The sequence below is a fragment of the Marininema halotolerans genome (assembly GCF_900116235.1).
Classification (GTDB): domain Bacteria; phylum Bacillota; class Bacilli; order Thermoactinomycetales; family DSM-45169; genus Marininema; species Marininema halotolerans.
The window spans coordinates 29,283-55,596 of sequence record NZ_FPAA01000011.1; the positions used below are offsets into that span (position 1 = coordinate 29,283).

The window sequence follows — 26,314 nt, forward strand, 5'->3', positions numbered from 1 at the left end:
AGGCTTTGCTAAACCCAGGCATCCATCGATAAAAGGCACAATTTCTCCATAGTTCCACAGAAAAAGTCCCTGAGCATCGTGGAAAGTAACGCCTTCCAGACATCAGGGACTTTCATTTTTTTTCACTGTGGCATGCTTCGTCGGTTGTCGATGAACCTACGCGCGTTTCATTTCTGCTTTTCGCTCCTTACGATGTAGTAATTCGTACACAATCGGCACAATGACCAAGGTGAGTACCGTTGAAGTGATTAATCCACCAATCACCACCACTGCCAATCCCTTGGAAACAATCGCACCTTCACCCACCCCTACCGCGAGTGGTAACAGGGAACATATGGTGGTAATGGCCGTAATTAATACAGGTCGAAGGCGTGTTCTTCCCGCTTCTAAAATCGCCTCCCGAATGGTCGACCCACTTCTCACCTGTTGTTGAATCCGATCCACTAAAACAATGGCGTTGGTAACCACAATTCCCACCAACATTAACATTCCGATAAAACTCGCTGAGGATATCGGTTGCCCTGTGATATAATTCCCCAACAATGCCCCCGTGACAGCAAAGGGAAGCGAGAATAGAATTGCAAAGGGTGCACGCCCTTCACCAAAGGCAATCATCATGACAATGTACACCAAACCGATGGCAAGTAGGATGGCAATTCCCAGATCCTTAAAGGATTCGTTAATCTGATCATTACTCCCACCTAATGAAACATCCACATCCTCTGCAAGATCCAAATCCTTTAACTTGGCTTGAATGTCCAGTAGGACACCCCCTGTATTTTCTTTTACAATATCGCCAGAGATCGTTGCATATTTCTCACCATTCCGCAGTTGCAGTACCGCTGGGTAGTGCACTTTTTTCACATCAGCAATCGCTTTTAGTTTGATATCTCTTCCCATAGGGGTCGAAATTTCTAACTCTTTGAGATCGTCTATGCGATTCATGTCTTTGGCGGCAAGTTTCAGTTTAATCGGCTGAAAGTCCCCCTTTGAACCGACCTTTCCTACCTCCTCCCCAGCTAAGTAAGGACGGATGAAATTGGATACCTGTGCCGTTGTTAGTCCATACTTTAAGGCATCCTCATCACGGATTTGCACATCAATTCCATCCATTAGCGATACCAGGGTATTATCCACATTATCGGTACCGTCTACTTTTTTCACGGCATCCGTTACCTGATTGGTTGCTTCAGCAATGCTTTTATCTGATTGACCTGTGACCGTAATTTGAATGGGAGCAGCAGCGCCTGAGGTACTCTCCTGATCCTGCACAATAAAGCGTGCCCGATCGTCTGTTGGTTTTACGTTCTTTTTCAAACGCTTCATGCATGCTTTTGTATCGGCATCCGAATGCAATTTCACCAACCAATTGGCCTTTGCCCCCTCCGTTGACATCGAAAATACGTCGAGCTCACCCTTTGGGGAACCGATCATGACCTGAGAAAGTTCTACGTCTTTATCTTTACGTAGCGCTTGATCCAGTTGTAATGCTTCTTTTTTCAATTGCTCAAAATCGGTGCCATGGGGCATTTTTAAATTGAGAATGAGGTACTTCTCTTCTTGTTCGGGCATAAAAGTAAAGCCATTTAAACCAGCCAAAGGCAAACTTCCTAAAAACAAAAGGGTCGCTAAAATGAGGGTAATCACCTTGTGATTCAGCGTCCACTTTAATGCTTTGTGGTAGCCATTGCTCACCCACATTTCCTTCTTCGTTTTGGGAGTTGCGCGACGCATCAACAGATAAGCAAGGGCTGGTACGACCGTGACTGCAATCAAAAGGGAGGCGAGTAGGGAACAAACGACCATCAAGGCAAATGGCGTGGTAATTTGCCCGATCAACCCACCCACTAGACCCAATGGAGCAAAGACGGCAACCGTTGTTAAAGTGGAAGCAGCAATGGCGATTCCCACTTCCTTGGTCGCATCAGCAATGATCTCCTTTGTCACCTTTTCATTTTGCAAGCGACGAACGATATTTTCGATCACCACAATACTATCGTCAATCACGCGTCCCACCGCAATGGCAATCCCACCAAGGGTCATAATATTGAGTGTTAATTCAGGAACCATGTATTTTAACAAAGCCAATGCAAGAAATATCGAGAGGGGGATCGTCACAATCGCAATCAGGGTCGCTCGGATATTTCGTAAGAACAAAAGAATTAATAGGCTCGCAAACAGTGCCCCGAGACCGGCTTCTCGTGCCATCCCATTAACCGATTTTTTAATTTCCTTTGACTGATCATAGATTACATTGAAGGAGATCCCATCGGTATGTTTCGTGTAGTCTGCAATCTCTTTTTTCACCTTATCGGCGACATCCACTGCATTGGCATCGTTATTTTTCGTAACATTGATCGCAATACTGGGTTTGCCTTGAATCCGTGTCAGGGATTCGATTTCACCGGAACCCACAGTCACTTTCGCTACATCTTGTAACGCCACTTTTCCGACAGGTGAAATCACTTGTTTTTTTAATTGGTCAATCGACGCTGCTCTACCCTTAATTTGCACAGGCTTTTCCTGCCCATGATCCTTCAGCTGGCCAGCTGGCAAATCAATATTGGAACCTTTTAAGGTTTGAATAAATTGTGCAAGGGGGATTTTTTTCTCCTTTAAGCGTGTGAGATTCGGCTCGATCACTACATCCTCCGGTAGTGCCCCAATCACTTGCACATTGCCTACTCCATCGACCCCTTTTAACGTAGGCACAATTCGATCATTTACCAGGGATTGAAGATCCGCTAACGTTTTCCCATCTTTTGCGGTAACCGCACTATAAATAATGGGTTGTGAATCCGTCGTGATTTGATTCACCTTGGGCTTTTCTGCTTCAGGGGGGAGTGTTACCCCAGACAAGGCCTCTTCCACCCGTGATTTCAACTCACCCATATCTTCTCCAAAGTCAAATTCGAGACGAAGACTCGAAACATTCGCAGAAGAGTCGGAATAAATCGCTTTTACGCCATCCACGTTTTTTAATGCCTTCTCGAGAGGAAGGGTCACTTCCGTCTGCATCTCCCGAGGTGATGCCCCTGGATTCACATCCGAGACAAATAAATACGGGATCGAAATATCTGGCATCGCTTCTTCGTTATACTTTGTGGTTGCATAAACCCCACCCATCGTTACCATCAAAGCCAGAATAATCACTGCTGTGACATTTCTCAGGCTAAATCGAGTTAAGAATGACATCCCACTCGTCCCTTCCTAATTTACTCGTCACGCTTGTTCTCTTTCTGTTCATACAATCCATACCGAAGAACTTCAAGGTATTGTTTCAACTCTTCATTCATATCGTCCAACTTACTTAATCCGCGGTCTTCCTCTTTCGCATAACGATCCATTAGTTTATTGGAGATCATCTCTAACATCGAGTAAAGAAGTTCAATCGCTTTTTGTACATCCAGTCCTTTTCGAAAACGCGTAAAATCGATCCCTTCAACCATTAAACGTGGAAAGTGCTCCTCCGCAAGCTTCGCTTGACGCGTCGCAACCTCTTCCTGAAGTTCTGGAGGAGTATCCACCCATGCGGATACCACCATCCGATACATTTGTGGAGTCGTTGTACACATGCGTATCTTTAACAAACTAATCTGCATGATCCGATCCATTATATCCGGAGATAGATTCACCATCTTGGCATAGACATAGTCTACATAGTATTGCAGGCAATGATCTAACGCAAAAAGGTAGACATTCTTTTTACTACCTAAGTAATGAAATAACAGCCCCTTCGATATCCCCGATTGCTGAATAATTCGGTTGGTTGACCCCTGTTCATACCCCCGTTCCGAAAATTCATTAATCGCCGCCTGAAGTACCGCTTCACGCTTATCTGACGGCATATTCGTTACATCTGGCACAGAGAAGCCTCCCCTTATCATCGCTTGCAATCGATTACCAATAACATTGACCGAGTGGTCAATGTTATTGTATGTCGGATTGACCCATTGGTCAATCAATTTTTACTATCACTACAATTTCTACGTGAAGTCACAATAAAAAAGCCCCCGCTATTCACCTAACTTGTCGCCAACATCGCGAAGCATTTCTTGGTGTAGCTATCGGGCTTTTTCATGTATGGTTGGACATCGATCGGGTTATTCCGAACCTGTTCCTTCCACTTCTAAAATCGGATTCGGTTGATGATGTGGGGCTTGGCCCTTCTTTAACCGATCGGGCAATTGATCATTTTGCAAAAGATCCAGCAAACTTTCGCGACGCACAACAAGATCCGATTTTCCTTCATAGAGAAAGACAACAGCAGGGCGACGTACACGGTTATAGTTATTGGACATGGAGTAGTTGTATGCACCGGTACAACTCACCGCAAGTAAATCCCCATCCTTCACATTTGGGAGCGTTGCATCCCAAATCAACATATCGCCACTTTCACATAGCTTTCCAGCAATCGATACCGTCTCAGTAGGCGGCTCTGCACCGCGGTTAGCCAACATGGCTTCATAGCTCGCTTGATAGAGTGCCGTACGTGGGTTATCATTCATGCCTCCATCGACTGCAATATATTTGCGCACCCCAGGCACTTCTTTCATCGTTCCCACCGTATATAAGGTGGTACCTGCTTCACCCACGATACTACGGCCGGGCTCCACCCAAATCTCCGGAATTTCCCTTCCTTGAAATCCTTTCCTCACACCATCTTCAATCGCTTGCACATAGTTGGATACGGGAAGAGGTTGGTCCTGATCATTGTATCGGATACCAAAACCACCACCGAGATTTAGAATGGTCGTTTGAAAACCGAGGGATTCTAAACACTCCTTACATAGATCCGCCATCTTTCCAATCGCGAGGGAGAAACCCTCCGTTTCAAAGATCTGACTTCCAATATGACAGTGGAAACCGAGAAGTTCTAACCCACTTGAAGAGAGAGCGTATTGAACGGCTTCTATCACCTGACCACTTTGATAATCAAAACCAAACTTTGAATCTTCCTGTCCCGTCTGGATGTAATCATGGGTATGGGCTTCAACTCCTGGTGTTGTTCGAAGTAGAATGCGAGCTTTACTTTCTTGCTCGGTTGCCATCCGATCTAACCGAGTCAATTCTGTAAAATTATCAACGACAAACAGCCCCACCCCTGCGGCTAACGCCATGTCCAGTTCTGCCAGGGTTTTATTATTACCATGGAAATATATCCGCTCAGGTGGAAAGCCTGCTTGTAAAGCCGTATACAGTTCTCCATCCGATACCACATCTAAAAGGAGACCTTCCTCATCTACAATTCGGCACATCGCCAGTGTACTAAAGGCTTTACTTGCATAAGCCACTTGATAAGAAAGGCACGTTTGCTCAAATGCATCGACAAATTGACGCATCCGGTTTCGAATGTGAGCTTCATCCACCATGTATAGAGGGGTACCGTATTGTTCGGCCAGCTTGACCGTGTCACACCCTCCAATTTCTAAATGACCTTGTTCATTGATCCGACTTGTGCCATGTAAGTACATGATCGCGTCTCCTTTCTCCCTTTTTTTTGCATATAAAAAAGCAACGGACGAATATGCGTCTGTTGCCTAGAACGCCATCCTCCTGACGGTAGCTCTCCGTAACAATCTGCTACGGCAATCCCCAGGTTATTTACACAAGGGATCAGCATAGTGAATATGGCATTCACTTACGCTTCGGCGAGACACCCTTTCTCTTTCCATCATCGATGCCTTTCTCCGGAAAAATACTAATGCGTCCTCGCTCCTCTACTCATTCAGAGCCGGTCTTATTTGGTTTTCGTTCCTTGGAGGATAACATATTCTTCATCGTTCTGCCAAGGGAAATTTACCCAGATTGCACTTGCAATTTTTCACAAACATGACTGCTTGTTGTTCAAAACAAAGAAACCGAAGGGATTCTCATCCCTTCGGCCGAAAAATGACCGCTGTAAAAAAGCCAAAAATAATCGCGGAAGAAATACCCGCACTGGTCACTTCAAAAATACCTGATAAAACACCAATCAAGCCATCTGTTCTCGCTTCTTGTAAAGCGCCCTTCACAAGGGAGTGACCAAAACTGGTGATTGGAACGGTAGCGCCTGCCCCCGCAAACTCAATTAATGGTTGATAAAGATCAAAACCAGAAAGAATGGCCCCGAAGACGACCATCCCACTCAGAACATGGGCGGGGGTCAAGGGCGTCAAATCCAAAAGTATTTGTCCGATGACACAGATCAGGCCCCCGATAATAAACGCTGTTAAAAATGACCCCATCTTCCTTCCTCCCTCTTTCATGAATCAACGAAGGTTTCATGTGTTTAAGCCTCCCAGATACTTTTAATGAACCGTAAATAATACCCATTGGAACAATGACCCGATGACCTTGCCAAAAACCATCGCCATTAGAAGAAATTTCACATGATCCTGTAAGCGAATTCGCTTTGCAAGAATCGGTAAAACATTAATCACTTCCGTTAATGCAGCAGCTAATAACCCAATAAAACATCCCTCGATTAAGCCAATGGGAATCAACCCCATCGGGGACAGATGTACCGTCCACCCACGGAAATCCATCCAAGTTGCACAGAAGGCGCCGAGTATCAACGCATGTTCATAAGAACGAATGTAGCGTTGTGTGCGGGTAATTACGGTTAAACGCGGTATGATATCCAACACAGTAAGAAATGCAACAAAGCCACTTCCCACGGCTAATCCCCCTGCCAAACCAATAAAAGCAAGCAACACATTATCGATGAGGCTCATCAGGTGATCCCTTCCCATTTTTTTTTGCTTTTTCATGATCAATTACAAACTGATCCATGTTTTCTTGATAAAGAAAAACCTCTAACTCAAGGGGGCTTGGTTCTTCATTAAACTTTCGGTTAAACAGATGATTAAAAAATAAAAGCATCCCAATCCCTATTCCAAAGGAATAAGGAATTTGCATAATCAGCGGATGAGCATTTTTCATTCCCGTCATCAAGTAGTAAATTCGTTGATGAACATCTTCCATACTCACATCCGCATGGAAATTCATAATGGCAAGACCCGAACCGATAAAAAGTAGAATCCAGACAAGCGTCGCATACAATAACACAGGTACTTTTCGATCTTTTTTCATCTCGACAATGGTATGAGTAAGCCCCACACTTTCGACTTGCACCTGGTCCTTCGCTTGCTTCAGCACATGCAATACATCCATTAAATCAACAACCGCTAGATTTCCAAGATCTTGTTCATAGCGAAGGACTGGCAGTTCTTCCAACGCTATTTCTTCTTCATCCACGAGAAGTCGTGCGATATCTTTCACACGAAGAACTTGGCCAGGGACGGCTGTGATGCGCTTCCTCATCTGAACGTACACCTTTGAGATCGCCACATCGCGCCCCCCTTTCACATTGTTGCCTCACTTAGTATGTGTTCTCAATCAATTCCCATACAAAAAAGCTTCACCCCGAGTCGGGGTGAAGCTTTATATTTCTTCCTCTTCATCGATTTCATCACGAATCCGTCGGATAATCTTTTTTTCCAGGCGGGAGACTTGAACCTGTGAAATCCCTAACCGTTCAGCAACCTCGGATTGTGTCTGATCCTTGAAAAAGCGCAAGTAAACAATTAAACGCTCCCGTTCATTTAACCGGTTAATCGCTTCCTTAAGAGCGAGTTTATCAAACCAAGCCATTTGCGATTCATCGGCGATTTGGTCCATCAATGTAATGGGATCCCCATCATTTTCATAAACCGTTTCATGAATCGACGTGGGAGCACGGTTGGCTTCTTGGGCAAAGACGATCTCTTCTGGACTAACATCCATCGCTTCCGCTAATTCATTCACCGTTGGTGAACGACCTAACCTCTTCGTTAGATCATCCTTTGCCTTGCGAATGCGGTTGGATAACTCCTTGAGGGATCGACTTACCTTTACCATCCCATCATCCCGTAAAAATCGCTGAATTTCTCCAATGATCATCGGTACCGCATAGGTTGAGAATTTCACATCATAACTTAGGTCAAATTTGTCCACCGCTTTTAGCAAACCAATACACCCGATTTGAAATAAATCCTCCGCCTCATAGCCCCGATTTAAAAAACGCTGAACGACAGACCATACCAGTCGGATATTATGACTGACCAATCGATCCCGTGATGCTGCATCACCTTCTTGACTCTGTCGAATCAATCGTTTTACTTCCTTATCTGACAAATGGGGGTGACGGGAATTACGTACATCGGATTCCATAGACACCGCCCCTAGTGTTGCAAGGTCTGCTGATGGGTTTTTAAATGCTTAACCAATCGAATGGTTGTTCCCTGTCCTTCTCGACTATCCACCGCCACTTCATCCATGAAATTTTCCATAATTGTAAAACCCATACCGGATCGTTCGAGTTCAGGCTTGGATGTATAAAGAGGTTGGCGTGCTTCCTCCACATTCGTAATTCCCAACCCTTGATCCGATATCTCAATGGAAACCTTCTGTCCTTCTATCCACGTACGAATGGTAATAACACCATCTGTTTTCTCTTCGTACCCATGAATCACCGCATTTGTTACCGCTTCAGACACCACCGTCTTAATATCCGTCAGTTCCTCCATCGTCGGATCCAATTGCGAGATAAAAGAAGCGACGGCAACTCTGGCAAAGGATTCGTTTTCTGATCGACTCGCAAAGGAGAGTTCCATAAAATTTTTATGTACTTCGCTCATGATGCCACCCCACAGGCTCGAATTGCACGTTCCTCATCTTCAAAAAAGGAAAATACTTTAAATAATCCAGACATTTCGAACAAGCGGTGAATCGATGGTTGAACCGAACAAACAGCCATTCTCCCTCCCAGTTGGGAAATTTGACGATATCTTCCGAGGACAACACCCAGACCTGAGCTATCCATAAAGGTAAGGTTCTCGAGATTGAGTACCAGATTGGTATCAATCCCTTTGGATAATTCATCTTCTAGACGATGACGCACTTGTGTAGCCGTATGATGATCCAATTCCCCAGACAAACGGACAATCAGCACGTTTCGTCTGCGGGCCACATCGACATACAGACCCATTTAGTCCCTTCCCCCTCCGCTTTACTGACTTGATCCTAATGTGTTCTACGATCATTGGACAGTCTCCTCCTCCTTGACAAAAGAACCAAAAAATCGGGAAAGCCCGTCAGGACTTTCCCGATTTTGTCAAAGCGATTTAGGAAGGGTTCCCTTGGGAAGGTTCCACATCCTCCGGCAAGAAAAACATCCACTTTAAGGTTCGTTTGGTTAATTGCCATGTATTGGCCCGCGGGATCTCTTGCCCTGCAGCTAAGTCCATTCGTGCGACTTCTCGGCCCCCTTTTTCGACAAGAATGCTTCCGAGGGATTGACCTTTTTTCAAAGGCGCCGTCAATTTATTCCACTTCACACGTTTTACATACCCTTTGGGATCTTCCCCCTTTTTAATCACTAAGCTAAACTGATGGGGCGCCCGGATCATCATATGGTTTTTCTTCCCCTTATCCACATGAACCGTCGCAATTTTTTCGCCGTGTTTATACACCACATGGTTGGTATATTGGCTAAAAGCAAAGTTTAACATGCGGGTAATCTCCTGATTACGTGTCTTGCCGTTTGGCGCTCCCATGACCACAGCGATGACCCGAAAATTTTTCCGTTTCGCTGTGGCTGAAAGACAAAATTTCGCTTGAGCGGTAAAGCCTGTTTTTAATCCGTCCATTCCTTGATAAAACTTCACGAGCCGATTGGTATTGACCAACCAAAAAGGATTTTTGGAATCCTTTCGCAAATGGTCTTCATAAATACGTGTAAAACGAGTGATTTCGGGATGTTTTAATAATTCCCGAGACATGATCGCGATGTCATGGGCGGTACTATAGTGATTGGACGCGGGTAACCCATTTGGATTTTGAAAATGCGTATCCTTCATCCCGAGTTGCTCGGCACGTTTATTCATTTGTGCCACGAAATCCTCTTCCGTCCCAGCTAGATGTTCTGCCAATGCTACTGAAGCATCATTAGCACTCCCTACTGCCACCCCTTTAAGTAATTCACTCAACTTCATCGTTTCACCCGGTTCAAGGAAGATCTGGGATCCTCCCATCGAGGCCGCCCGTTCACTCACGCGCACAGAATCCTCGTAGGAAATTTTATGGGCATCTAATCCTTCCATGACGAGTAGCATCGTCATGATCTTTGTAATACTTGCTGGTGCAAGTCGTTCCCGGCTATTTTTCTCATACAACACCGTGCCTGTATCTGCATCCAATAACAAAGCAGACTTGGATTGTGGAGCCAATCCTCCCTCGCTTACCTGAGAAGCCCAGGCCATTGAAGGCATTACTAAAGGACAACAGAAAAAGATCAAGAGCGTCACCAAGCCTATACGTGATCGCATCGCGTAATCCCTCCCATCTTCGTACACCATAGTCTGAGCGATGATGAGGATGATTATTCCAACTAAGGAAATCAAAAACTAAATAATAAAGAAGGTAGCCCTACTAGGCTACCTTCTTAACTGATTTCATATATGCTTCCTTCGATTTACAATGTGGTTACGCCTTGCTCGGTGACTAATGCCCGAATTAAACGGGGAGGGCTTGAAGGTTTATCGGATAGCGTAACGGCTTTTAGGAAACGTTCTTTTACTTCCGCCACCTTGCTCTGATCATTCGCATGGAGCACCGCCAATACTTCTCCTTCTTCAACACGGTCTCCTACTTTCTTTGCTAAGACGATCCCCACTGCATGATCAATCACGGCATCCTTGGTTTCTCGTCCTGCTCCCAGCATCATGGCGCAAATCCCAATTTCCTCAGCTTCTAATGCAGCAACCGTACCCGCAGCCGGTGCTTTTACCTCGATAAGGTGGTGAGCCTGGGCAAGTTGTGATGGATCATCAATCGCTCCTCCATTGCCTCCCTGGGCTTCGATAAATTCGCGGAATTTAGCAAGAGCCGATCCATCAGCAATTTTCTCCTCAAGGAGGTGGCGAGCTTCCTCGGCAGTCTTCGCCTTGCCACCAATCACAACCATATGGGCACCTAAGGTGAGACAGATTTCTGTCAGATCCGCAGGGCCCTCCCCTTTTAAGGTATCGATGGCTTCCTTTGCTTCCAATGCGTTGCCAATAGCCAACCCTAGAGGCTGTTCCATATCACTGATGATCGCCACGGTTTTCCGTCCCACATGAGACCCGATTTCAACCATTGCCTGGGCAAGTTCAACTGCATGCTCCTCATCCTTCATAAAAGCACCTTTGCCCGTTTTTACATCCAGGACAATCCCATTGGCTCCTGCAGCAATCTTTTTTGACATGATGGAACTTGCTATAAGTGGGATCGAATCCACCGTCGCTGTTACATCTCGCAAACCATACAACTGCTTATCTGCAGGGGTCAAATCTGCGGTTTGACCCATCACGGCAACCCCGAGTTCATTCACTTGCTTGACAAAGGCATCAGTGGTGAGTGAAGTAGAAAAACCTTCAAAGGACTCCAATTTATCGATCGTGCCCCCAGTATGACCGAGTCCACGACCCGATAGTTTTGCCACGGGAACACCCGCTGCCGCCACTAAGGGTCCAAGTACTAAGGTTGTGGTATCTCCAACCCCACCTGTACTATGCTTGTCCACTTTAATCCCTTGAATCGAATCCAGGTTTACAACCTCTCCAGAATGCACCATTTCCATTGTGAGCGCCGCACGCTCACGGGAGGTCATTCCTTGGAAGAAAACAGCCATCGCCCAAGCAGACATCTGATAGTCTGGAATGGTTCCAGATGCATATCCTTGTACCAAATGACGAATTTCCTCTGTCGTCAATTCTTTGCCATCTCTTTTTTTATGAATCAATTCTACCGTTTGCATTAGAGTGATACCTCTGCTAGGATTCCCTTCACCAATCGTATAAAACGAGGGCGTGTCCGGTCAGCAACTTCCACAACTTGCTCATGAGTGAGGGGCTCTAGATTTTCACCAATCGCCATATCCGTAATGCATGAGATGCCAAGAACCCGCATCCCAGCATGGTTTGCAACAATCGTTTCAGGGACCGTTGACATCCCCACTGTATCGCCACCTAAATTACGCAACATGATCAACTCAGCAGGGGTCATGTACGTCGGGCCACTAATGCCTGCATAAACTCCTTTTTTCAAGGAGAGACCCTGGGCTTCTCCAACTTGCTCAGCTAGGGATATAAGCTCTTTATTATAGGCTTCAGACATATCCGGGAAACGAACCCCAAGACGTGAATCGTTGGGACCAATCAGTGGGTTCGCACCCGTCATATTAAGGTGATCTTCGATCAACATTAGATCGCCCGCAGCAAAGGAGGCATTCATTCCACCACAAGCATTCGTAGCAATTAACATTTCAGCTCCAAGGGCTTTCATCACATACACAGGAAAGACCACATCCTGTACGGGATATCCCTCATAAAAATGAAAACGACCCTGCATCGCAATAACGGTTTTTCCGGAAAGTTGACCGATCACTAATTGACCCGCATGCCCTTCTACCGTTGAAACGGGGAAATGGGGAATATCGGAATAAGGAATGACGGCTGCGTCCGCTATATCATTTGCAAGATCACCTAAGCCAGAACCTAGGATCAGACCAACCTGTGGTACATGGTTTGTTTTTTGTTGAATCCAATTTTTCGCTTCTTCAATCCGTTCAAATGCAGTGGTTGCCATTGTGTAGAACATCTCCCTTACTTTAATCTCATGATGTAGTAGACACCTATCGGGTGTAGCCATTTCGTGGGTTACGTTTATAAAATAAGTACGACTTCCCTTGTAGTAAGAATCACGGGAGCCCCCGCATTCTCACCTTGCCCATCAGATATGAAGAATATCCTGGACAATACCTTTCACCAGTTGAATGAATTGAGGTTTTACCTTTTCAGCGATTTCCATCACCTCATGATGAGCCAGTGCCTGCCCTTGAATACCTGCACCCATATTGGAAATGCAAGAGATCCCCAATACGCGAATCCCTGCGTGCCGAGCGACAATCACTTCCGGTACCGTCGACATGCCGACTGCGTCTGCCCCCATCTTTCCAAACATCCGTATTTCTGCAGGGGTTTCATAGGAAGGTCCAGTCACAGCAAGATAGACCCCTTCCTGAAGGGGGATATTATAGGATTCAGCAACGCGTTTAGCCAACTGCGCATAAGCAGGGTCATAGGCTTCGGACATATCTGGGAAACGAACACCCCACTCCGAATGGTTGGGACCCATCAGCGGATTATTCGATTGAAAGTTGATATGATCCCGAAGCAACATCAATTCGCCCGCTTGAAAACCCTTATTAATTCCACCTGCAGCATTCGTCACAATTAACGATTCCACGCCCAATTCCTTCATGACACGAATAGGGAAAGTAAGTTCCTGCATACTATACCCTTCGTAATAATGAAATCGTCCCTGTAAAGCAATCACTGGTTGACCTTCCAGCTTTCCAAGAACCAGCTGTCCTGCGTGTCCCTCTACCGTTGATACAGGGAAATGCGGGATTTGTCCATAGGGAACGACTTGCGCATCGGCAATCTCATCGGCTAATACACCTAGACCTGAACCGAGAACAAGCCCTAGCTTCGGTTGAACGGAAGCGGATTGACGGATAAAGTCCGCTGCTTGCTTTGTTTTTTCCAAAATGGCATCCGACGACATGATATCTCCTCCTCTTATCTCTTTGAATGCAACTCAGGTAAAAAGCTGGTGCCATGGCGTGGTTGCGGCAACTCAAAATTATCGGCAATGGTGGCTCCGATATCGGAGAATGTATTCCGCACACCCAGGTGGATCCCCTCTTTTAATCCAGGGCTCCAAACAAATAATGGTACATACTCCCTAGTATGGTCGGTACCCGGGTGAGTGGGGTCATTCCCGTGGTCTGCCGTAATGATTAATAGATCCTTCTCTCCCACCGCATCCAAAATTTCTGGCAAACGCTGATCAAATGCTTCCAAGGCCTTTCCATACCCTTCTGGATCTCGACGGTGACCAAATTTGGCATCAAAATCAACCAAATTGACAAAGGCAAGCCCGTGATAACCTGCTTTCATTACCCCAAGGAGTTTGTCCACACCATCCATGTTGTCTTTGGTTTTAATGGAGCGGGTTACGCCATTTCCTGCATAGATATCGGAGATCTTCCCGATGGCGATGGAATCGAGTCCTGTCTCTTTTAAATCATCCATCACGGTATTGTGAGGAGGTTCTACGGAGTAATCCCGCCGATTGGCTGTTCGCTCAAAGGATCCGGGTTGTCCGATGAAGGGACGAGCAATTACCCGCACCACCGAGAAGCGTTCATCCAGTGTCAACTCCCGGGCAACTTCGCAAATATGATACAGCTCCTCGAGGGGAACCACTTCCTCATGTGCAGCAATCTGAAAAACGCTATCTGCAGATGTATAGACGATGAGCGCACCGGTCTTCATATGCTCAGCGCCATATTCATCAATGATCTCTGTACCTGAAGCAGGCTTATTCCCTAGAACTCCTCGACCAATTTTCTCGGAGAACGTTTGAATTAACTCTTCAGGAAATCCTTCTGGATACGTTTTAAATGGTTTGTGTGTATGTACCCCCATCAGTTCCCAGTGCCCCACGGTTGTATCTTTTCCGGCAGATACTTCAGCCATCTTACCATAATGGGCTTTTGGTAAGGTAGCGGGTTCATTTCCGGGAATCGCCTCAATATTAGACAAGCCAAGCGCTGCTAAATGAGGCATATTCAATCCTCGGGTTTCAGCAATATGCTTCATCGTATGGGCCCCAACATCACCAAAACGATCCGCATCAGGTAATTCTCCAATCCCGACGCTGTCCAATACGATCATGGCAATCCGTTCAAATCGTTGCATACTTGTTCACCTCATCTCAAAGTAGAAACAAAAAAGCCGCACAAGGAAAGATCCTCGGCGGTCGTCCTCACTCCCCCAACCAATAGAATAAACGAAGTCGTTCTAAAAAGCTGACCTCTTCTATTTGTTCACCGGGTTGTCCATAAAGGGCAAACACCTTCACCGCCCGTCCCTTCGGTTCACCATACCGATGAGATGGCTGGATCCAATGGGTGAAGAACGCAATCACCTGATACAGGATCAAAGTTAGCACCACAAATGCAGTGAGAAACTTCGCCCACCCAGCGAGCCGTTGTAAGGAGATAACCATCGGACTCGTCCCCTTCCTAAGGAATATACTCTCATCCTATGGAAGGAGGTAACTCCATATGACGGCAACTAGCTTTGTTGTGCCCCTCCTAACAGCTCGTCCAACGGTTTGTAAGTAAGATTTAAATCATCTGCAACCGCCTGATAGGTCACATAGCCACCATATACATTGACACCACGGGCAAGTGGGCGATTTTCTTTAAGCGCTTGCTCTATCCCTTTGTTCGCCATCATGACGGCATAAGGAATTGTCACATTGGTCAGCGCATAGGTAGAGGTACGTGCAACAGCTCCAGGAATGTTCGCCACTGCATAGTGCACAACATCATGTTTGATGTAGGTAGGGTCACTATGGGTGGTAATGTGATCAATCGTTTCAATGGAGCCCCCTTGATCAATGGCAACATCCACAATCACCGATCCAGGAGACATCGCTTTTACCATCTCCTCGGTAACCAAACGAGGAGCCCTGTGACCTGGAATGAGGACGGCTCCAATTAAAAGATCTGCTTTTTTTGTCGCCCAAGCAATATTATAGGGATTCGACATCAACGTATGGATGCGGGAATGGAAGATATCATCTAACTGCCTGAGCCGCTCGGGGTTTAAATCCAAAAGGGTCACATTTGCCCCCATACCTAAAGCGATTTTTGCAGCATTGGTCCCTACAACCCCCCCACCAATGATGACAACCTCTCCTGCTAAAACTCCAGGAACACCACCTAAGAGGACCCCTTTACCACCTTTGGGCTTCTCCAAAAATTGAGCACCGATTTGCACAGCCATGCGACCGGCCACCTCAGACATCGGAGTGAGAAGGGGTAAAGCTCCATTATCTAACTGAACGGTTTCATATGCAATCGCTGTCACTTTTTTCTCCATCAGCGCTTTAGTAAGTTCTGGTTCTGGCGCTAAGTGGAGATAAGTAAACAGATTGAGTCCCTCACGGAAATATTGATATTCTTCTGGTTGCGGCTCTTTTACTTTCAGGATTAACTCAGCAGAACGCCAGACATCTTCTGCTCGATCCACCATTTTCGCACCATTGGAAGAAAGCGCTTCATCCGTAAAACCTGAGCCCAGCCCAGCTTCTTTCTCCACGAGGACTTCATGGCCTGCTGCGACAAGCGCATCTACGCCCGCTGGTGTAATCGCTAGTCGATTTTCATTATTTTTAACCTCTTTGGGAACGCCGATGATCACTTGCTACTCCCCCTTTTCCATCCACTATCATACCACTGGAGTACATAACTTCATACTCCATCCGACAAAAAACGCGAGATCCCTGGAGGAAGGGACTCACGTTACTTTGGAACCAATCAATTTTTTAGGATCTTTAACTTGTCCTTTACACCGGTAGCAGATCCCGTGAAACGTCAACCGATGGTCAATAATTTGAAAGTCAAATTCTGTTTCCACTCGTTTTTCAATCGGCCCAAGCCAATCATCCGTAATCTCATCCACTGCTCCACAATGGAGACAGATTAAGTGATGGTGATGATGCTCAGCATCTTCAGCACGAAATTCATACCGGGTAACGCCATCGCCAAAGTTTAACTTATGAATTATCGACAAATCACTTAGTAGTTCTAGCGTCCGGTATACCGTTGCCAAACCAATTTCTGGTGATTTGTCTTTCACCAACAGGTAGACATCTTCCGCACTGAGATGATCCTGTTCATTTTCCAGGAGCACGCGGACCGTCGCTTCCCGTTGGGGGGTTAGTTTATAGCTGTGGCCGGATAATTGTTGCTTGATTTGCTTCACACGCTCTTCCATCTCAATACCCCCCCTTGCCCTCTTTTCATTATATGGGAGGAAATTAAGTGAAGTCAATTAATTGATAAAAACTCTCACATTATAATGATTATAATCAAGGTAGTGCAACCCGCATCAGCATCGGAGATACATAGGCTTCAAAGAGCGATGCAATAACCATTACCCCTGCCATCATCGTCACCAGGACGGAATAAGATAAAAATTGCGGATAAATGGAACCCCGCCGTTGGATCAAACGATTTTTTGCAAGTAGAATCGAGAAGGCCATCCCACTGACAGAGACGACGAGTAGGGCAGGAACCACCAACAGATTATGGGGCACTACCGATGTAAAAGCAAACCCCAAGCCCTTCCAGGATAGTTGATTCACTAAAAAGCCGACGGTAAAACCAATTACCATGCCCTTTAGAAACACCAGTAGTAAAATCAGTGGCATCCCGACTACAGAAACACCCAACAGCCAGATCAATCCAATCGTTTTGAAATGTTCACCCATGCTATGTTGGAATGCCGTTCGTGGATCTGCCACTGAATCGGTTTTCATCCCTTGAAAGAAATGTCCTAAATAACCGAGGAGATTTTCTTTTTGTACAGGCGACATTGTATTAACAATCACCGCGCCAAAAATAACACCCATCATAAAAAGTACTGCCACAAATAGATACAGTGACATTTGATTCTGTACATGTAGACGGAGCGATTGACCCCAAGCACTACCACGAGCTCTCATTGGTTTTTTCATCATAATATCCGCCCTCCTCACTCATTACTCTATTTCTATGAAGAGGTTGGATAAATAGACTTCATTTACGAGATTTACATTCACTTCTTTGCAATGCGGCCATAAACTCCACCTCCGCCCTCCTCCAACACAAGGCAGTTCTCTCTCGCAAGCCCAATCTGTTTAGCGATCGGTTCACCGACTAAACGAGCAATCGCCTCCAGGGGCGTTCGATGGATCACGGTCATTTCGGTACCAAAATGGGTAAATAACTTATCAAGGGTTTTCGGTCCAACTTTCGGAATAAACTCTAGTGGCACTTGATAGATATAGGGAGCGCGATGAGAGGGGGGAACTGCTGAAGGAGTAGCAATTTCTGCGATTCGATCAGATACCCCTTTGATGATGCGTGGGCTCTTACAAACAGCACAGCACACCTCACTTGTCTCGCATCGCTTTCCGCAATTTGCGCAACGTGTGCGATAATATTTCCCCAGTTTAGGATCAAGGCCATAATTTTTTGTCACCTGACGACCATCCTGGCGCATCAAAGCCATTTTCAATTCACTAAAGGAAGATTCTTTCAGCGCGATTTCATTATATTCACGACCAATTTTACCAAGGGAATGGGCATCTGAATTACTCAAGAATGTGAATGACGCTAACTCTTCAATTTGATCAGCCATCGCAGTATCACAGGATAATCCTAATTCAATGCCGGCTAGGGTGTTTGGCTCAAAAAGCTCTGTTATATGATGACATGCACTCCCATACACGCTTTTAAAAGGGGTAAATACATGAGCAGGGATAACAATCCCCCCCACTTTTTGTACCTTTTCAACCAATTGATCAATCCCACCGTGAAAGCGCTGGGTAGATAGCTGTGGATTTTTCATATAGCGAGCGAGAAAGTGACTGAGTTCCTTCATCGCCATCAAATCAGGAACATATGTAAGCACATGGAACAGACCTTGAGTTCCTCTCAACTCAATTTCTGTCCCTAAAATTGCTGTCGTCCCTTGGTAGAGAAGCCCTCCACCTTGATGTTCTTTTAAACGCCTATCGGCAATACCCTCTTCGATCTCCGCAATGACAGGAGGTGAATGGGCATCAATAATCCCAACCATATCCATCCCTTTCCGATGGGACGCTTCCTGAAGAATGTTGGCAAAGGTGAGCTTGCGTGATCCCGTTACTTTTACAGGAAGCCCATTGGCTGTCCAGCCAATATGAATATGTAGGTCGGCAAAAATCCGTGGGAAGTTCACCGCCCTTCTAGCACCTTATTTTTCCACAAATAAAGAGCCGCTACCGTCTTTGCATCACAGATCTCCCCTGCATCCATCGCTGCAAAAGCTTCATCCAACGTTAGCTCCACGCGCTCGACAAATTCATCTTCATCAGGGTTGGCCTTCCCTCTGGTCAAACCAGTTCCTTCGTAGAGATATAAGATCTCATCTGCAAATCCTGGTGAGGTATAAAAGGCACGTACTTGCTTTAAACTGGCGGCATGATAGCCGGTTTCTTCTTCCATTTCACGTCGTGCACAGTGATCAGGCTCTTCCCCAGGTTCTAATTTACCTGCAGGGATTTCCAGGATCGTTTTTTCGAGCGGCTTACGATATTGACGAACCAATACCATACGATTCGCCTCAGTGATCGCCATGACTGCCACAGCACCTGCATGCTTTACAAGTTCTCGCGTGGAAGTATTCCCATTGGGAAGCTCAACGGTATCCACTTGGACGTGGATCACCTTCCCTTTAAAAATCGTTTCACTTTGAATGGTCTTCTCTTCAAACTGACTCATTTTATTTCCTCCTCACTGCTCAATGGGTATAAAAAAACCCCTCCCTCGATAAGCTGATGAACAAGATCGCTTCGTCAGGAGGGATAGATCATGAAAACCATCATGGATGAAAAACATTTTTGTGTGGTCGGCAAGGGCTGGCAAGTAAGAGCCCTTCTGCGACAAATGGCAAAGCATCCCTTGACATTAGAGGAATGGCTTTCCCGACGATGTCATCAGCGCCGATAAATCGACTTTATTTCGCAGGCTGTCCCCAACGGTCTTCATATACCAAATCCGCTAAGTTTAGGCGGGACTTCCAGCCAGCTTCTTCAAGCATGGGTCGATCTTTAAATTCAATGGGATAGCCCACACAAAGATAGGCGACCAATTGAATGTGGTTGGGAAGCCCAAGAATCTTTGCTGTCTTTTCTGGATCAATGATACTTACCCATCCCACCCCGATCCCTTCTACCCGAGCAGCTAGCCATAAGTTTTGCACTGCAAGACAGGTACTGTATAAATCCATCTCGGGCATTTGACCTTGACCTAAGTGAAAGGGAGCATCACGATCTCGGTCACAAGTCACTGCTAGATTGAGGGGTGATTCCATAATGCCCTCTAACTTTAGGCGGGAATATAAATCACTCCGTTCATCCCCAGACAACTTTTCAAGTTCCTCTTTATTTGCCTCTTCGAATAAATTTTTGATTTGGCTCCGCACTTCCATCGAGCGAATTAAGATAAAATTCCATGGTTGTTTAAAACCAACGGAGGGTGCGTAGTGAGCCGCTTCCAAAATCCGTGCTAACATATCCTCTGGCACTGGGTCCGGTCGAAAGTGACGGATATCTCGACGTGCACGAAGAATCCGATGTAACAATTCTCGTTCTTCACTGTTAAAAGATGTCACGTCTTCTCACTCCCTCTATAACGCCTGTAATTGTCTAGAAAAACCAACTTCCTAAGAAGTTGGTAAGAAGTCGTTATGATTTCGTTTTCGAAGCATCGATCAGGGCAACAACCAATTCTGCCGCCTTGTTCAACTCAGCGATCGGCATTTTCTCACTGGTGGTATGAATGTTCTCATAACCAATTCCTAGATTGACGGTAGGAATTCCATGCCCTGCGATGACATTTGCATCACTGCCACCACCGCTTGCCAATAGTTTTGGCTTTCGACCCACTTTTTCAACAGCAGCAATGGCCTTTTGTACGACTTGATCGGACTCATCATATTTAAATCCGGGGTACATGACATCGACATCCAAATCAACAATGGCACCAAACTCTGCAGCTGCCGTCTCATAGGCTTTGGTCATTTTTTGCACTTGCGAATCCAGCTTCTCTTGAACGCGACTCCGCGCCTCTGCTAAAACCTCTACATATTCAGCTACCACATTGGAAGCCGTACCGCCACGGAACCAACCGATATTGGCAGTCGTCTCCTCATCGATCCGGCCCAAGGGCATTCTACTGATGGCTCGACTGGCAACCTGGATCGCACTAATCCCCTTCTCAGGGTTAACGCCTGCGTGAGCCGCTTTTCCGTGGATTTTAGCCAAAATCTTGACCTGTGAAGGCGCTGAGGTAACAATGTCGCCGACTGGACCATTCGAATCCATTGCAAAACCAAAATCCGCCTCGATCAAATTGCGATCCAATGCCTTGGCACCTACTAATCCAGACTCTTCTCCTACTGTAATAATGAGCTGAATTTTACCATGGGAAAGGTTTTGCTCTTTGACCGTCCGTAAACCTTCAAAAATCGCTGCTAACCCTGCTTTATCATCACTTCCTAAAATCGTCGTTCCATCCGAAGTGATCCATCCATCTTCGATTTGTGGTTTAATGCCTTTCCCTGGGGCAACGGTATCCATGTGACTGGTGAAATAAATGCAAGGTGCACCTTGTTCAGTACCTTCTATGGTAGCAATCAGGTTCCCTGCGCCATGGCCGGTTTGTTTCGCACTATCATCTTCCGTTACAGCAAAGCCGAGTGCCTGCAACTTTTCCGTAATGAGATCACAGATCTGACGTTCTTCTCCTGTCTCGCTATCGGTGGTTACCAGTTCAATAAATTCATCAAGCAGTCGTTTTTCATCAATCATGTATGTGTACACTCCTTCACCCTACTTAAGTATCATATCCTTCTCGGCTAAAAGTGAGCCACCCTTTCATCCTTGCCTCGTTCTTACCAACGGCCCTGAAGTGAATCCCTCCACCCATGGGGAGAGCATCGGAATCGAGTCCTTTCCTTCCATTCTTTACGCTGGATCAGATCTCGTTGGCGGTGAGCTTCATAACGCCCCTCTTCTCTCCAAGGAGAGCGATCCTGTGGTCCGCGGATAAATTTGATATCATATGCCCGTAACATGCGTAATTTGCGGCGGGGGCGAATCATCACTGCTCCGGTTGTTTTTCGATGTTGCAAGCGGGGAGGTTCGTTGCCTGTGCCTCGATCCATCAATCGTAGTACAAGCGGCTTCTCTTCCTGTGCCAATGGAGTACCCCCCTTCTTCCTTATAATGGGATATTGCCGTGCTTTTTCGCTGGACGCGTCTCTCGCTTATTCTTTAACATCTCAAGGGCTTGTTTCAGTTTTTTACGCGTTTCACGAGGATCGATCACGTCATCCACCATGCCCTTTGATGCCGCGACATAAGGATTAGCAAATTTCTCACGATACTCATCGATTTTTTCCGTGCGGGTAGCCGTCGGATTATCTGAATCGGCAATTTCACGACTGTAGATAATGTTGGCGGCTCCTTCTGGCCCCATCACTGCCACTTCAGCACCTGGCCAAGCATAAACCATATCCGCCCCGATCGCTTTGGAATTTAACGCCACATAGGCACCACCAAATGCTTTTCGGGTAATCACGGTAATCTTTGGCACGGTTGCTTCAGAGTATGCATAGAGGATTTTCGCCCCATGGCGAATAATGCCTCGATGTTCTTGATTGACGCCCGGGAAGAATCCGGTTACATCAACAAAAGTAATGACAGGGATTTGAAAGCTATCACAGAAGCGAATAAAACGGGCTAGTTTATCAGAGGAATCAATATCTAACCCTCCTGCCATGACCTTTGGTTGGTTTGCGGCAATACCGACCGGACGACCTCCGATGCGACCAAATCCAACCACAATGTTTTTGGCGAACTTCTCTTGCACTTCCATAAACTCGCCATCATCCACTACGCGATCAATCACCCCACGAACATCATAGACTTTGGTTCCTTCTACCGGAACCACCTCAGCTAATTCCTCTACCCAATCGTCTGTTTCCTTCGCGTAAATTCGCGGGGGGTCTTCCACGTTGTTTTGCGGAAGAAACGAGAGCAGTCGCCGAACTTCATTGAGCACTTCAGACTCTGAAGAAGAGGTGAAGTGGGCATTTCCACTGATACTACCATGGACTTTAGCCCCACCCAAATCTTCTGAGGAGATCGTTTCACCTGTTACGGTTTCAATTACCTTTGGACCTGTAATAAACATCTGGCTAGTCTCTTCCACCATAAACACAAAGTCGGTAATCGCAGGGGAATAGACCGCTCCTCCAGCACAAGGTCCCATGATCACTGATATTTGAGGGATTACTCCTGAATAAATGGAATTGCGATAGAAAATATGGCCATACCCATCTAAGGAAAGAACCCCCTCTTGAATACGTGCACCCCCTGAATCATTGAGTCCGATAATAGGCGCGCCATTCTTCGCTGCAAGATCCATAATACGCGCAATTTTAAGGGCATGGTACTCGCCAAGAGCGCCTCCAAACACCGTAAAATCTTGGGCAAACAGATACACATCGCGTCCATTCACTTTGCCATAACCGGTAACCACACCTTCTCCCGGTGCTTCACCATAGTCCGTGCTGGTGTTCTCTACAAAGGGGTTTAATTCGACAAAGGTATCCTCATCTAGCAACAGATCAATCCGCTCCCGAGCGGTTAATTTTCCTTTATCGTGTTGAGCACGAATGCGACGATCTCCTCCACCTAATTCGACACGCCGCCGGCGCTCATGTAATTCATCGATTTTTTTGTACATCGTCTCCTGTTCACCCTTTCTGACGCGATTGATCGTCTAAGACTGGTTCACATAGCTCATAAAGCACCCCACCGGTTGAACGAGGATGCACAAAAGCGACTTGAGCACCCCCTGCACCACGTTTCGGTTGTTCATGAATAAGACGAAGACCTGCCTCGGATAGTTTGTTCAGTTCCCCATCAATTCCCTCTACACCTAAAGCCACATGATGGAGTCCTTCCCCTTTTTTTTCAATAAAACGGGCGATCGCACTTTCTTCAGAGGTCGGCTCCAACAATTCCAATTTGGCTTCTCCTAGCTTAAAAAAAGCGACGCGAACCTGCTCACTCGCCACCGTCTCCATTCCGAGATAAGTTAACCCCATGATATCGCGATAAAGAGGAAGCGACGCTTCCAAACTTCGAACAGCGATCCCGATATGATCAATTTTTTTGAGGTCAAGGGATTCGCTCATTGTCGATCTCCTCTCTCTGCAACCGCTTTGCGAATAAAATCAGCGGTCTCCTTTGTTGAAGTCCCGGCAGTAAATACCCCCGCGACACCTTGCTCCAACAAGAAAGGGATATCGGTTTGTGGGATGACGCCCCCTGCAACCACTAAAATATCCGATGCCTCTTCTTCTTTTAATCGACGGGTGACTTCAGGAAAGAGTTCATTGTGTGCCCCGGATAAACAAGAGAGTCCAATCACATCCACATCCTCTTGAATCGCTGTGGCAACAATTTGAGCAGGGGTTTGTCTCAACCCGGTATAGATCACTTCCATTCCTTCATCCCGTAAGGATTGGGCAATGATCAAGGCCCCTCGATCATGACCATCCAACCCAGGTTTTGCAACCAATACCCGTATCGGTCGATTCATCGTTTTCATTCACTCCTTTACCCTTACACATTCGGTTGATATTCGCCAAAAATTTCTCGCAAACTGTTACAAATTTCGCCTACCGTCGCATAACTTTTAACCGCTTCAATAATGAGCGGCATCAAGTTCACATCACTCGTAGCACTTTGTTTCAATTTGGTAAGCGCCTCTTCTACTGCTTCGTTATCCCGTTTTTCACGCAGGACTTGTAACCGATCTAATTGTTGATGTTGAATGGCAGGATCGGGTTTATACAAGGCAGGTTGCTGCTCATTTTCCAAACGATAACGATTGACCCCTACCACAATTTCTTCACCTGATTCGATTTTCTTTTGCGTGGTGAGTGCAGCTTGATGAATTTCACGTTGCATGTATCCCTGTTCCACAGCGGTCACAGCGCCGCCCATCTCATCAATCCGATCGAGATAAGCCTGTACTTCGGCTTCAATTGCATCCGTAAGGGCTTCAACATAATAAGAGCCGCCCAATGGATCGACCGTATCGGTGACACCGGTTTCATAAGCGAGGATCTGTTGGGTACGCAGGGCAACGCGAGCCGATTCCTCTGTAGGTAATGCCAGCGCTTCATCCCGAGCGTTGGTATGAAGACTTTGCGTTCCCCCGAGTACAGCAGAAAGTGCCTGCATCGTCACGCGCACAACATTATTATCCGGTTGCTGGGCGGTAAGGGTGGAGCCGCCTGTCTGGGTATGAAAGCGTAACTGTAGCGATCGGACATCCTTTGCATGGAAGCGCTCTTTCATGACACGTGCCCAAATCCGTCGGGCCACACGAAACTTTGCAACTTCTTCAAAGAAATGATTGTGTGCATTAAAAAAGAATGAGAGCCGGGGTGCGAAGCGATCGACATCCAAGCCAGCGTCCAAAGCGGCCTGAACATAAGCGATACCATCCGCTAACGTAAATGCCACTTCTTGTACCGCGGTGGAACCTGCTTCGCGGATGTGATAACCACTGATACTAATCGTATTCCAGCGCGGAACATGCTCTGCACAATACGCAAAGATATCGGTAATTAATCGCATAGAGGGTTTCGGTGGATAGATATACGTCCCTCTTGCAATGTACTCCTTTAAAATATCATTTTGAATGGTACCGGTTAATTGATTTGCCGGAACCCCTTGTTTCTCACCGACTGCAATGTACATTGCCAAAAGAACAGAAGCCGGGGCGTTGATGGTCATGGATGTACTGACACGATCAAGCGGAATCCCTGCTAATAAGCGCTCCATATCTTCTAAGGAATCAATCGCAACGCCGACTTTCCCTACTTCACCCGCCGCCATTGGATCATCAGAATCATATCCAATCTGTGTCGGTAGATCAAAGGCTACTGAAAGTCCCGTCTGCCCCTGATCTAAAAGATAGCGAAATCGCTTATTGGTTTCATCTGCTGAGCCAAACCCAGCGTATTGTCGCATCGTCCAATGTCGGGAACGATACATCGTTGGACGAACCCCCCGAGTATACGGGAATTCTCCTGGCAACCCAATGTTCTCTTGAAAATGTTCGGATACTTCCTTGGGGGTATAAAGCCGATCCACTTCAATTCCAGAAAGCGTTTCAAAACGCTCTTTTTGTTCTGGATATTTTTGAAGGAGTTGACGGGTTTTTTCTTCCCATTCTTTGTACAACTCCGTAAAGGATTTCGTAGTCACCCATTTCTCTCCTTCCAAATTCCATGACTAATCAAATCAGGCCTGGTTGAAACATTCTTAATTACCATCAGCATACATTCATTAATGGCCTTCTTCCAACGAGTAAAGCGCTATCAGTTTTAATATATCAAAAATCACATGCCTTTGCCGGGATTTCCCCTTAGTATTATGATGGACAACCTGTACCTTCTACACTAAAATAAAGGCTTGAGGTGGTTAAAAATGAATCCACGCTGGATAAGAATTGTCGTATTTGTCTTAGTCTTTACCTTACTGATCTCTACCGTCTTAA

At 46.2% G+C, this 26,314-nt stretch carries 28 protein-coding genes and 1 riboswitch; of the genes, 1 reads left to right on the forward strand and 27 read right to left on the reverse strand.

The genetic code is table 11. The annotated features are described in order from the left end of the window. Positions 1 to 156 precede the first annotated feature (156 nt). From CHX35_RS13840 to CHX35_RS13935, 20 genes are all read right to left on the reverse strand, one after another. Positions 157 to 3,195 carry an efflux RND transporter permease subunit gene (locus CHX35_RS13840; RefSeq protein ID WP_091838329.1) on the reverse strand — a complete coding sequence of 1,013 codons (3,039 nt, stop codon included), beginning with the start codon at positions 3,193 to 3,195 and terminating at the stop codon, positions 157 to 159. 20 nt (positions 3,196 to 3,215) lie between these two features. Next, on the reverse strand, positions 3,216 to 3,866 hold the full coding sequence (locus CHX35_RS13845) for a TetR/AcrR family transcriptional regulator (RefSeq protein WP_176392090.1): 651 nt from the start codon (positions 3,864 to 3,866) through the stop codon (positions 3,216 to 3,218). 237 nt (positions 3,867 to 4,103) lie between these two features. Beyond that, positions 4,104 to 5,474, reverse strand: a complete 1,371-nt coding sequence (gene lysA, locus CHX35_RS13850; RefSeq protein ID WP_091838333.1) for a diaminopimelate decarboxylase — start codon at positions 5,472 to 5,474, stop codon at positions 4,104 to 4,106. Positions 5,475 to 5,555: 81 nt separating this feature from the next. Next, a riboswitch (Lysine riboswitch) is annotated at positions 5,556 to 5,731 on the reverse strand. A 142-nt stretch (positions 5,732 to 5,873) separates the two neighbouring features. Then, complete coding sequence (spoVAE, locus tag CHX35_RS13855) at positions 5,874 to 6,227, reverse strand: stage V sporulation protein AE (protein WP_091838334.1); 354 nt, start codon at positions 6,225 to 6,227, stop codon at positions 5,874 to 5,876. 63 nt (positions 6,228 to 6,290) lie between these two features. Continuing rightward, positions 6,291 to 6,716 (reverse strand): stage V sporulation protein AB, encoded by a 426-nt coding sequence (locus CHX35_RS13860; RefSeq protein ID WP_091838336.1) that lies wholly within the window; start codon positions 6,714 to 6,716, stop codon positions 6,291 to 6,293. Then, positions 6,700 to 7,332 (reverse strand): stage V sporulation protein AA, encoded by a 633-nt coding sequence (locus tag CHX35_RS13865; RefSeq protein ID WP_091838338.1) that lies wholly within the window; start codon positions 7,330 to 7,332, stop codon positions 6,700 to 6,702. Before CHX35_RS13865 ends, CHX35_RS13860 begins: the two co-directional genes overlap by 17 nt. A 93-nt stretch (positions 7,333 to 7,425) precedes the next feature. Beyond that, a complete protein-coding gene (gene sigF, locus CHX35_RS13870) occupies positions 7,426 to 8,193 on the reverse strand; it encodes an RNA polymerase sporulation sigma factor SigF (protein ID WP_091838340.1) in 768 nt (255 codons plus the stop codon). Positions 8,194 to 8,204: 11 nt separating this feature from the next. Further along, positions 8,205 to 8,660: an anti-sigma F factor gene (gene spoIIAB / locus CHX35_RS13875; protein WP_091838342.1), complete on the reverse strand. Its 456-nt coding sequence runs from the start codon at positions 8,658 to 8,660 to the stop codon at positions 8,205 to 8,207. Continuing rightward, complete coding sequence (gene spoIIAA, locus CHX35_RS13880; protein WP_091838343.1) at positions 8,657 to 9,010, reverse strand: anti-sigma F factor antagonist; 354 nt, start codon at positions 9,008 to 9,010, stop codon at positions 8,657 to 8,659. The genes spoIIAB and spoIIAA overlap by 4 nt, the downstream gene beginning before the upstream one ends. Before the next feature lie 136 nt (positions 9,011 to 9,146). Then, a complete protein-coding gene (locus tag CHX35_RS13885) occupies positions 9,147 to 10,349 on the reverse strand; it encodes a D-alanyl-D-alanine carboxypeptidase family protein (protein WP_091838345.1) in 1,203 nt (400 codons plus the stop codon). Between the two features lie 146 nt (positions 10,350 to 10,495). Further along, positions 10,496 to 11,821 (reverse strand): pyrimidine-nucleoside phosphorylase, encoded by a 1,326-nt coding sequence (locus CHX35_RS13890; RefSeq protein WP_091838347.1) that lies wholly within the window; start codon positions 11,819 to 11,821, stop codon positions 10,496 to 10,498. Next, complete coding sequence (locus CHX35_RS13895; RefSeq protein ID WP_091838348.1) at positions 11,821 to 12,651, reverse strand: purine-nucleoside phosphorylase; 831 nt, start codon at positions 12,649 to 12,651, stop codon at positions 11,821 to 11,823. Before CHX35_RS13895 ends, CHX35_RS13890 begins: the two co-directional genes overlap by 1 nt. Positions 12,652 to 12,795: 144 nt before the next feature. Further along, positions 12,796 to 13,632, reverse strand: coding sequence for a purine-nucleoside phosphorylase (locus tag CHX35_RS13900; protein ID WP_245838836.1), 837 nt, complete (start codon positions 13,630 to 13,632; stop codon positions 12,796 to 12,798). 14 nt (positions 13,633 to 13,646) lie between these two features. Continuing rightward, a complete protein-coding gene (locus CHX35_RS13905) occupies positions 13,647 to 14,831 on the reverse strand; it encodes a phosphopentomutase (RefSeq protein WP_091838350.1) in 1,185 nt (394 codons plus the stop codon). Between the two features lie 67 nt (positions 14,832 to 14,898). Then, a complete protein-coding gene (locus CHX35_RS13910; protein WP_091838352.1) occupies positions 14,899 to 15,141 on the reverse strand; it encodes a DUF4227 family protein in 243 nt (80 codons plus the stop codon). Positions 15,142 to 15,209: 68 nt separating this feature from the next. Beyond that, positions 15,210 to 16,343: an alanine dehydrogenase gene (gene ald / locus CHX35_RS13915; RefSeq protein ID WP_091838354.1), complete on the reverse strand. Its 1,134-nt coding sequence runs from the start codon at positions 16,341 to 16,343 to the stop codon at positions 15,210 to 15,212. A gap of 96 nt (positions 16,344 to 16,439) precedes the next feature. Further along, entirely contained in the window at positions 16,440 to 16,919 is a 480-nt protein-coding gene (fur, locus tag CHX35_RS13920) for a ferric iron uptake transcriptional regulator (protein ID WP_091838356.1), read from the reverse strand. 94 nt (positions 16,920 to 17,013) lie between these two features. Then, positions 17,014 to 17,664 (reverse strand): stage II sporulation protein M, encoded by a 651-nt coding sequence (gene spoIIM, locus CHX35_RS13925; protein ID WP_245838838.1) that lies wholly within the window; start codon positions 17,662 to 17,664, stop codon positions 17,014 to 17,016. Between the two features lie 77 nt (positions 17,665 to 17,741). Next, positions 17,742 to 18,908, reverse strand: coding sequence for an endonuclease Q family protein (locus tag CHX35_RS13930; RefSeq protein WP_091838358.1), 1,167 nt, complete (start codon positions 18,906 to 18,908; stop codon positions 17,742 to 17,744). Beyond that, entirely contained in the window at positions 18,905 to 19,450 is a 546-nt protein-coding gene (locus CHX35_RS13935; protein ID WP_091838359.1) for an NUDIX hydrolase, read from the reverse strand. Before CHX35_RS13935 ends, CHX35_RS13930 begins: the two co-directional genes overlap by 4 nt. 90 nt (positions 19,451 to 19,540) lie before the next feature. Between CHX35_RS13935 and mciZ the strand changes: the two genes are divergently transcribed. Next, positions 19,541 to 19,678 (forward strand): Z-ring formation inhibitor MciZ, encoded by a 138-nt coding sequence (gene mciZ, locus CHX35_RS13940; protein WP_091838361.1) that lies wholly within the window; start codon positions 19,541 to 19,543, stop codon positions 19,676 to 19,678. Between the two features lie 7 nt (positions 19,679 to 19,685). Here mciZ and bluB read toward each other — a convergent pair whose 3' ends face one another. From bluB to CHX35_RS13975, 7 genes are all read right to left on the reverse strand, one after another. Continuing rightward, positions 19,686 to 20,342 carry a 5,6-dimethylbenzimidazole synthase gene (gene bluB, locus CHX35_RS13945; RefSeq protein WP_091838363.1) on the reverse strand — a complete coding sequence of 219 codons (657 nt, stop codon included), beginning with the start codon at positions 20,340 to 20,342 and terminating at the stop codon, positions 19,686 to 19,688. Positions 20,343 to 20,415: 73 nt separating this feature from the next. Then, on the reverse strand, positions 20,416 to 21,540 hold the full coding sequence (locus CHX35_RS13950) for a M20/M25/M40 family metallo-hydrolase (RefSeq protein ID WP_091838365.1): 1,125 nt from the start codon (positions 21,538 to 21,540) through the stop codon (positions 20,416 to 20,418). An 83-nt stretch (positions 21,541 to 21,623) separates the two neighbouring features. After that, entirely contained in the window at positions 21,624 to 21,932 is a 309-nt protein-coding gene (locus tag CHX35_RS13955) for a hypothetical protein (RefSeq protein ID WP_091838367.1), read from the reverse strand. Positions 21,933 to 21,952: 20 nt separating this feature from the next. Next, entirely contained in the window at positions 21,953 to 23,482 is a 1,530-nt protein-coding gene (locus CHX35_RS13960) for an acyl-CoA carboxylase subunit beta (protein ID WP_091838369.1), read from the reverse strand. 10 nt (positions 23,483 to 23,492) lie between these two features. Next, positions 23,493 to 23,936 (reverse strand): methylmalonyl-CoA epimerase, encoded by a 444-nt coding sequence (mce, locus tag CHX35_RS13965; protein ID WP_091838371.1) that lies wholly within the window; start codon positions 23,934 to 23,936, stop codon positions 23,493 to 23,495. Next, complete coding sequence (locus tag CHX35_RS13970; RefSeq protein WP_091838373.1) at positions 23,933 to 24,343, reverse strand: cobalamin B12-binding domain-containing protein; 411 nt, start codon at positions 24,341 to 24,343, stop codon at positions 23,933 to 23,935. The genes mce and CHX35_RS13970 overlap by 4 nt, the downstream gene beginning before the upstream one ends. A gap of 23 nt (positions 24,344 to 24,366) precedes the next feature. Beyond that, positions 24,367 to 26,022 carry an acyl-CoA mutase large subunit family protein gene (locus CHX35_RS13975; protein ID WP_091838374.1) on the reverse strand — a complete coding sequence of 552 codons (1,656 nt, stop codon included), beginning with the start codon at positions 26,020 to 26,022 and terminating at the stop codon, positions 24,367 to 24,369. Positions 26,023 to 26,314: the final 292 nt, after the last annotated feature.